The following is an 8,869-nucleotide window of genomic DNA, read 5'->3' on the forward strand; positions in this document are numbered from 1 at the left end:
CGAACCCGACCGCCGCCGTGACCGCCGCGCTCTCCGCTGCCTCGATCGCCTCGCCGCTGTCCGCGGCGGCAATCCCGTCGACATAAAGCTGCGCCTTGACCCGCCGCAACCCCAGCCCGCGCCGTGTCATCGCGCCGGCGCGCATCGCGGCATATTGGCGGTCGTCGAGGAACTGCAGTCGCTCCATCCGGTCGGCCACCGCTTCGCACGCCGTCATGGCGTCAACTTCGTCTATCCATTCGGATTCGCGGACCTTTCGCGACAAGTACCGCGTCAACTTCGCCCGGCTCGTCGCGAATCGCGCGACATAAGCGAGCGCCAGTTCATCGAGTCGCGCTGCGCCGAGCGGCCTTTTCGATCGGTCGGAGGGAGCGCCGCGATTGGACATATGCCATGTTTGTGCCACAGTCGGGCCCGATTGAGAACGATCAACACCGCCATATGGGGCTATAACGCCCGGAAATGGGCGATTTGTTCAAACAACACGTTCAAACAACACAGGGCTCGCGCACGGTACATGGCTCAGAAAGATGACATGCTTGTTGCCGCGCGGCCCGTATCGCGGGATGTCGCACCCCCTATGACCGATACCAACATTGATCTGGCCGACGCGCTCGCGCCGACACCGACCGAATGCGCCCAGCCGCGCCGCTTCTCGGACTTCGCCACCGTCGGCGAAGCGCTCGATTATGCCGCGAACGGCTCGCGCGGGCTCAATTTCCACGATCCGCGCGGGAAACTCGTGCGCCCCTATCCCTACAGCGAGCTCAAGGCCGACGCGCTGGCGACCGCCTTTCGGCTGATCGCCGCGGGGGTGAAGCCCGGCGACCGCATCGCGCTGATTGCCGAGACCGGCGCCGAATTCGCCGCGCTGTTCTTCGGCACCATCTACGCCGGCGCCTGGCCGGTACCACTGCCACTGCCCACCAGCTTCGGCGGACGCGACAGCTACGTCGGCCAGCTCATCGTCCAGCTCACCAGCTGCGACCCCACGATGCTCTTCTTCCCGCCCGAAATCGCCGCGATGGCGATCGAAGCGGCCGAAAAGGAAGGCGTGAAGCCCGTCGACTGGAGCGAGTTCGAAAAAAGGCCGGCGCCCGTCGCGACACTTCCCGAGCAGAAACCGGACGAAACCTGCTACCTCCAGTACAGCAGCGGCTCGACGCGTTTCCCGCACGGCGTCGCGGTCACCCACGCCGCGCTGCTCAACAATCTCGCCGCGCACAGCCACGGCATGGAGCTGCAGGACAGCGACCGCTGCATCTCGTGGCTGCCCTGGTACCACGACATGGGCCTCGTCGGCTGCCTGCTATCGCCCGTCGCCAACCAGGTGTCGGTCGATTATCTCAAGACCGAGGATTTCGCCCGCCGTCCGCTCGCCTGGCTCGACCTGATCAGCCGCAACGAGGGGACGACGCTCAGCTACTCGCCAACCTTCGGCTACGACATCTGCGCGCGCCGCGTGTCGAGCCAGACGCATGTCGCCGACCGCTTCGACCTGTCGCGCTGGCGCGTCGCGGGCAATGGCGCCGACATGATCCGCCCCGACGTGATGCAAAGCTTCGTCGACGCGTTCGCCGACGCGGGTTTCAAGGCAAGCGCCTTCCTGCCGAGCTACGGCCTCGCCGAAGCGACGCTCGCGGTCAGCATCATGCCGCCGGGCGAAGGGATCGTCGTCGAACTTGTCGAGGAAACCGAGCTGTCGGGCGCCGCGAATGATTCGGGCCGCCCGACGCGGTACCGCGCGATCGTCAACTGCGGCCGTGCCGCGCGCGACATGACGATCGAGGTCCGCGACGAAGCAGGCAATGCGCTTCCCGACCAGACCGTCGGCAAGGTGTGGTGCACCGGCCCCTCGCTGATGACCGGCTATTATCGCGACCCCGAATCGACCGCCGCCTGCATGAAGGACGGCTGGCTCGACACCGGCGATATGGGTTATCTTTCAGACGGTTACATCTATATCGTCGGCCGCGCCAAAGACATGATCATCATCAACGGCAAGAATCACTGGCCGCAGGATATCGAATGGGCGGTCGAACAGTTGCCGGGCTTCAAGTCGGGCGACATCGCAGCCTTCGCGATCACCGCGCCGGGCGGCGAAGAGACCCCCGCGGTGCTCGTCCAGTGCCGCACCAGCGACGATGCCGAACGCCTTGCGCTGCGCGAGACGATTCGCGACCGCGTCCGCGCGATCACCGGGATGAACTGCCTGATCGAGCTGATCCCGCCGCGAACGCTGCCGCGCACCAGTTCGGGCAAGCTCAGCCGGTCGAAGGCGCGTGCCCAGTATCTCGCCGGGGAAATCCAGCCTTTCGCGATCGCTGCCTGATCGAGCCGCCGGGCCTGCGAACATTCCGTCCCGAAACAGGACGGAAAAGCGGCCGGCGAAGCGCCGGTGGTTACCTTCGGGTAACCCCGCCGCGCTAAACAGGCTCTCGTGAAAAGCCTGTTGACCGACCAGATCGCTGCCGAAGAGATTCCTGCGCGGACCCTGTTGGGGTTGGGGCCGCGGAACGAGGACATCGGCAATCTCCGCCAGCTCCAGCTCGCGCCGCTTCGCGGCCGCGGATCGCTGCGCCTTTTGATGGGCATGGGCATGGCGCTGGTCGCGGCCTTTACGATGGTCCTGGGCGTACCGCTACCGATCGCCGGCGGCTGGCTCGCCTGCGGCCTGCTCTTCGGTTTCTGGTCGTACAGCAAGTTCCGCAACCTGCCGCTCGGCGACCCCAGGCTTTCGGGAATGGCCGAATACCGGCTGTGCAACCGTCACGCACTCTATTCGGCGCTGCTTTGGGGAAGTCCCTTCTGGCTGCAGGGCCTGACGCCATCGCTCGACCATGTCTTGTCGATGTGGACGATTGCGGTGCTGATGATGGTGACGCTGTCGATCGTCGCGCACAGCGTGCCGCTGGCCTGCGTGCTGTTCATTGGCCCCGTCACCCTGTCGGCGGCGGCCGCGCTCGTCCGCGCGGGGGCGCCGCAACTCGCCGGCGTCGCGCTGGTCGCGGGGCTCCTGCTCTGCGCCTTCTGCGTCCGCTTCGCGCAAAGCCATATCCGCTTCCGCCGCGCCGAGGAGGTGCTGCACGAAAAGACCGAAACGGTCAGCCTGTTGCTCCGCGAGTTCGAGGAAACATCGGCCGACTGGTTGTGGCAGACCGACAACAGCCGGCGCCTGATCCACGTCTCGCCGCGCCTCGCCTATGCGCTCGGCGGCAGCGCAGAGGCGCTGGAAGGCGTGCCGCTGCTCCAGGCGCTGTCCGGCGACGCGTGGGAAAGCGGCCTCTTTCCCAAAAGCCTGCACGACATGGCCGAGCGGATGAAGCGTCGCGAAAGCTTCTCGAACCTGATCGTGCCGGTGACGATCGAGGGCGCGCCGCGCTGGTGGGAGCTCTCCGCCTCGCCGCGCCTCGACGAGGCCGGCAAGTTCCTCGGTTTCCGCGGCGTCGGCTCGGACGTGACCGAACAGCGCGCGACCGCCGAACAGATCGCCCGGATGGCGCGCTTCGACAATCTCACCGGCCTGCCCAACCGGCTCAGCCTCAACGAAGATCTCGCCCGCGCGCTCGACCATGCGCAGGGCGCCAAGTCGCGCTGCGCCTTGCTGATGATCGATCTCGACCGGTTCAAGGCGGTCAATGATACACTGGGCCATCCGGTCGGCGACAAGCTGCTCGCGCAGGTCGCGGCCCGCCTCAAGGGCCTGATGGAACGCGGCATGACCTGCGGCAGGCTCGGCGGCGACGAATTCGCCGTCGTGCTGCACAATGTTCCCTCGGCCGACGCGGCCGAAGAACTCGCGCAGCGGCTGATCACGACGATCAGCCGGCCCTATGTGGTCGACAATCATCAATTGTTCGTCGGCGCCAGCATCGGGTTCGCGATCGGCCCGCAGGACGGCGCGACGGTCGAGACGCTGACCCGCAACGCCGACCTTGCGCTCTACAAATCCAAGGACCGCGGCGGGAACGTCGTCGCCGCCTATGTCGCATCCTTGCACGCACAGGCCGAGGAACGGCGGGTGATGGAACAGGAACTGCGCGGCGCGCTCGAACGCGGCGAGTTCGAGCTCTATTACCAGCCGGTGGTGACCGCCGCCGACGGCACGCTGAACGGTTTCGAAGCGCTGATCCGCTGGAACAACCAGAAGCTCGGCAATGTCTCGCCCGGCCGCTTCATCCCGCTCGCCGAAGATGCGCGCCTGATCTCGCCGATCGGCGAATGGGTGCTGCGCACCGCGTGCCGCGAAGCGATGAAATGGCCGTCGAACCTCAAGGTCGCGATCAACGTCTCGGCCGACCAGCTCACCGATCCCAGCTTCGCATCGGTCGTCGTCTCGGCGCTGGCGCAGAGCGGATTGTCGCCGCAACGCCTCGAGATCGAGGTCACCGAAAGCGTGTTTTTGCGCGACGGCGGCGGCGCGGCGCAACTGCTCGACCAGCTCATCGGGCTCGGGATTCGGCTCTCGCTCGACGATTTCGGCACCGGCTATTCGTCGCTCGGCTATCTCAGAAAGACGCAATTCTCGACGATCAAGGTCGATCGCAGCTTCGTCGTCGGCGCCGCGAAGGGCAGCATCGAATCGATCGCGATCATCCGCGCGGTCGTCGCGCTCGCCGACAGCCTCGGCATGTCGACGACCGCCGAGGGCGCCGAGACCGAGCTTGAGGTCGAGACGCTGCGCAGCTTCGGCTGCAGCAACATCCAGGGCTATTATTACGGACGCCCGATGCCTGCGAGCGATGTGCTGACCTTGTTCCGCCGCCCCGACGATGTGGCGACCGTCGCCGCATGACGCCGACGATCCGACGCTGCCGCACGACGAATTGAACGTCTTAACAAAAGGTTCCCCCATCCACCGCATCGATGGCGCGATTCGTCGCTAGACGGTTGGTAGACCGTCCGAGGCATAGCAAAGACGCTTCCAACGCTTGAGGACAAGCACTGGGGGGTCGCATTTCATGCTCCATCGTCGTTATCTGGCTGCCGCCATCGCGTCTGTGATGATGCTCACCGGCATGCTCGCCAGCGCGCCCGCGGCCGCGAAAGGCTATCTGCAGTGCGTTCCCTTCGCGCGTGCCGAATCGGGCGTCGAAATCCGCGGCAATGCCAAGACCTGGTGGGCGCAGGCGGCCGGCACTTACGAGCGCGGCGAAGAGCCTCGCAAGGGCGCCGTCATGGCTTTTGCCGGCACGGGCGGCATGCCGATGGGCCATGTAGCAGTGGTCAAGAAGATCGTCAGCGACCGCGAAATCCTGATCGACCATGCCAACTGGTCGCCGATCAACGGCCGCCGCGGCCAGATCGAGCGCAACGTCCGCGTCGTCGACGTCAGCGACGCCGGCGACTGGAGCATGGTCCGCGTCTGGTACGCGCCGATCGGCGACCTCGGCCTGCGCGCCAATCCCGTACAGGGTTTCATCTATTCGGACGGCGAACCCGCCAAGGCACCCAGTTTCAAGGCGCCCGTCTGGGCGCAGAACGACTGGAAACCCGGCAACGGGCTCGAGGTCGTCGCCGCCTCGCTCGGCCAGTAAGGACGAACGACGCCGGCAAGCGCGCCGCGCGCACAAGGAAAAGCCCCGGATCGCTCCGGGGCTTTTCCTTTATTTGCCGTCGCACCGCCTGTTCAGGCTTCGTCGTCGCCTTCGTCGGCCGCCGTGTCCTCGAACCAGGCCTCGACTTCGCCCGACAGCTTGATCGTCATCGCCTGACCGAAGCGGTCCTTCGACTTGCCCGCGGCAACGCGGATCCAGCCTTCGGAGACCGAATATTCCTCGACGTCGGTGCGTTCCTTGCCCTTGAAGCGGATTCCGATGCCGCGTTGCAGCACTTCCATGTCGAAATGCGGCGAGCGCGGATTGGTCGACAGACGGTCGGGGGGCGTATCGGTCATGACTATATTTCCCAAAAAATGATGGCGCGGCCCTAGCTGGACCGCGCCATCATCGTCAATCGCCGAGAAGCAGTATCGGCAACGCCGGTCTAGAAACCGGCCTTCAGCGTCACGAAAAACTGCTGCGGCGCGCCCGCGAGCAGGGTCTGGCTGTCACCACGGTTCGCAAAGCCGTTGGTCCCGATCGTCGATACATATTCCTTGTCGAACAGATTGGTCGCATTGGCCTGAATCGAAATGCGGTCATTGAGCCGGTAACCGATGCTCGCGTCGACGATCACGAAGCCACCGACCTCGGCATCATTCTCGTAGGAATAATAGCGCTTCGACGTATAGTTGGCGCCGATCCGCGCGAAGAAATCGCCATTGTCCCAGGTGATTTCACCCTTGGCGAGATGGCGCGGCGAATTGACCACCGTCTTCCCCGCGGTGGCCGCCACGACCACCCCCGCCGCATTCACGACGTCGTCCCGGTATTCGGAATCATTGTACGCATAGGAAGCGAAGAGCGAGAGTTCGGGGGTGACGCGGAAGGTGCCCGCCGCCTCGATGCCCCACGAACGGACGTCGCCGACATTCTGCAGGATTGCCGGGTTGCCCTGGATGCCCGACCCGTTGGCAAAGGCGATGATGCGGTCCTTGAAGTCGACATAATAGCCCGCGATCACGCCCTGAAAGCGCGACGATCTGGTGCGGAAGCCAAGCTCGTAGGTCGTCGACGTCTCGGGTTTCAGGTCGAGCGCGTCGAATCCCGCCTGCGTGGTCGCGAACGGACCGCCCGTCGCCGACGATTCATAGGCGCGCAGGTTTTCGGTATAGCTCGCGAAAACTTCATTATCGTCGTTCAGGCGCCAGAGCAGCCCCGCTTGCGGCAGGAACCAGTCTTTCGCCTCGGTCTTCCCCGAGGCGAGCCCGCCGCTGACGATCGGCGTCGCAAGGTTCGTGACGCGCAGCCCCTTCCACCCGGCATTGATCTGGAGCCGCCCCAGATCGAGCGTGTCCTGCACATGATATTGCAGCGTCTGGGTGTTGAAATCGAAATCCCACTGGGTCGCGAGCGGATCCTTCGGGAATTTCAGACTGCTGCGGCCCGGCGCGCCCGCCGTGTCGGCGAGGCCATAGAAACGGCGCGCCTGATTGAAGTCATTGTCTTCGTACCACATGCCGATTTCGAAGCGGTTGTCGCCGAGCGTGAAGAGGCTGGAGGCGATGATGCCATAGCGTTCGACGTCATATTCGGTGGTGCGGATCGTCATCGGCGCGCCGCCGGGGGTGGTGACATACGGCGTGAACCACATGCCGCGGCCCTGATTGCCATGGTAATAGCCCATCGCCTTCAGCGTCCAGTATTCGCCCAGCGGCGCCTCGACGCCCATGCCGGCAAGCCAGTCCTTGCGCAGCCCGGCCGCGTCATAATAGGCATCGTCGACGGTTGCGACCGGTGCAGGGAACGCTTCGCCGACGCCCGCATAGGGTGCGACATAGGGCGTGCCCAGCGGCAGGCTGCCGTCCGCGATACCGGCGTTATAGGCGGCGCGTGCCGTCTGGTTCTGATAGATTTTGGCGACCTGGACGGCGAGGTCCCAGTTCTTCGCATAATTGTCCCAGTTATAGCCCAGCCGCCCGATCATGTCGGCGCTCAGATCCTGATAGTCATTCTCGCGGCGGTCCGAATAATTGACGAAACCGAAGAACCGGCCATCGCCGACCGGCTGGACGATGCGCGCATTGACCTGATGCTGGCGCTGGACGCCGTCACCTTTCCACTTGTCGGCATCCTGCCAGGCATAGCTCAGCGACAGGCGCGGGCCGCCCGACAGGAGTTCTCCGCTGTCGAGGCGGATGAACGCGCGCTTGGTATCGTCGCTGCCGTATGTGCCCGACGCCTCGACGCCGAACCGGTCGGCGGGCTCGCGCGAAAAAAACTCGATCGTGCCGCCGAGGTTGCTCGTCGACGCCGCCGAAAGCGAGCCCGCACCCTGCGCGACCTCGACCCGGCCGACATTCTCGCTGATGATCGCACGACTGATGTGCAAGCCGTTGTGGTTGCCGTAATTCATGTCGCCGAGCGGAATGCCGTCGAGCGTGAAGCCGAGCTGGTTCTGCGAAAAGCCGCGGATCGAGATGCGCGCCGACCATTCATAGGCGCCGAACGGATCGGCTGCCTGGAAATTGACACCGGGCAGCTTGTCGATGGCTTTGAGGGGGCTGATCCCCGACACTTCGAGCGCGATGTCGGCGGCGCCCAGTTCCTGGACCTGACGCGCTTCGCCGCGGCCCAGCACGACGATTTCCTCGACCCCGTCGGCATCGGCCGCCGCTTCCGCCCCCTCTTCGGCGAAGGCGGGCGTCGCCGCCAGCAGGACGATCGAAGCGGCCCCGGCCCGCAGGCGGTTCCTGAACTGACTGGTCATGAATATATCCCCTTTTCCCGGCGACGAAATGGCGCCGGATGTGCGGGGAACTAGGAGCGCGATATTGCCATGCTGCGGCGGAGGCATGACACGGCGATGACCGAACGAAGAAAGTTCGGCGGCAGGGCCGACGGAACCTTTCGCAAGGGTCGATCGGGCGTTCTTCTGACCGACAAGGCTCCGCATGAATCAGATTTCGATTTCGCGATTGAAGATATTTTTAGTTAACCCTGAATATCCTTATCCCTTCAAATTGGTCACTATTAGCTAAGTTATTAGTTTACACATCAAGTTAACTGTAATTAATTTAAACATTGATGGGAACTTTTATGCGCCGATACGCATCTCCGGCTTAGGGACCAGATCATGTACGAAGGGGATGTCTCATGCCTTTGTCCTGTCTTGAATTCCGCCCGGCCCATCTCATTCTCATTCCGGCGTGCCTCGCGCTCGCCGCCTGTGAATCGTCCGGCAGTTATCGCGTCGGCAGCGTCGGATCGGGCGGTGCGACCGGTGCTGCCGGACCGGCTGGCCCCGCCGGCGCTACCGGACCGGCCGG

General features: G+C 64.5%; 5 protein-coding genes and 1 pseudogene. 3 read left to right on the forward strand and 3 right to left on the reverse strand.

Going from position 1 to position 8,869, the window contains the following annotated elements; translation table 11 throughout:
- Nucleotides 1-217, reverse strand: a pseudogene (locus VN047_RS21565) (RecX family transcriptional regulator); the annotation flags it as partial.
- A gap of 363 nt (nucleotides 218-580) precedes the next feature.
- Between VN047_RS21565 and VN047_RS21570 the strand changes: the two are divergent.
- The 3 genes from VN047_RS21570 to VN047_RS21580 all read left to right on the forward strand — a co-directional run bounded on the left by VN047_RS21570 (nucleotide 581) and on the right by VN047_RS21580 (nucleotide 5,537).
- On the forward strand, nucleotides 581-2,332 hold the full coding sequence (locus tag VN047_RS21570) for a fatty acyl-AMP ligase (RefSeq protein WP_325546344.1): 1,752 nt from the start codon (nucleotides 581-583) through the stop codon (nucleotides 2,330-2,332).
- Nucleotides 2,333-2,440: 108 nt separating this feature from the next.
- The gene (locus VN047_RS21575; protein ID WP_325546345.1) at nucleotides 2,441-4,795 is read left to right on the forward strand and encodes a putative bifunctional diguanylate cyclase/phosphodiesterase; all 2,355 of its coding nucleotides are present in this window, start codon (nucleotides 2,441-2,443) and stop codon (nucleotides 4,793-4,795) included.
- Nucleotides 4,796-4,961: 166 nt separating this feature from the next.
- On the forward strand, nucleotides 4,962-5,537 hold the full coding sequence (locus tag VN047_RS21580) for a CHAP domain-containing protein (protein WP_325546347.1): 576 nt from the start codon (nucleotides 4,962-4,964) through the stop codon (nucleotides 5,535-5,537).
- A gap of 92 nt (nucleotides 5,538-5,629) precedes the next feature.
- Here VN047_RS21580 and VN047_RS21585 read toward each other — a convergent pair whose 3' ends face one another.
- Together VN047_RS21585 and VN047_RS21590 are read right to left on the reverse strand one after the other, a co-directional pair.
- Nucleotides 5,630-5,896 (reverse strand): DUF3297 family protein, encoded by a 267-nt coding sequence (locus VN047_RS21585; protein ID WP_325546349.1) that lies wholly within the window; start codon nucleotides 5,894-5,896, stop codon nucleotides 5,630-5,632.
- 89 nt (nucleotides 5,897-5,985) lie between these two features.
- Complete coding sequence (locus VN047_RS21590; RefSeq protein WP_325546351.1) at nucleotides 5,986-8,310, reverse strand: TonB-dependent receptor; 2,325 nt, start codon at nucleotides 8,308-8,310, stop codon at nucleotides 5,986-5,988.
- Between the last annotated feature and the right edge of the window lie 559 nt (nucleotides 8,311-8,869).

It is taken from the genome of Sphingopyxis sp. (genome assembly GCF_035565275.1).
In the GTDB taxonomy this organism is placed as follows: domain Bacteria; phylum Pseudomonadota; class Alphaproteobacteria; order Sphingomonadales; family Sphingomonadaceae; genus Sphingopyxis.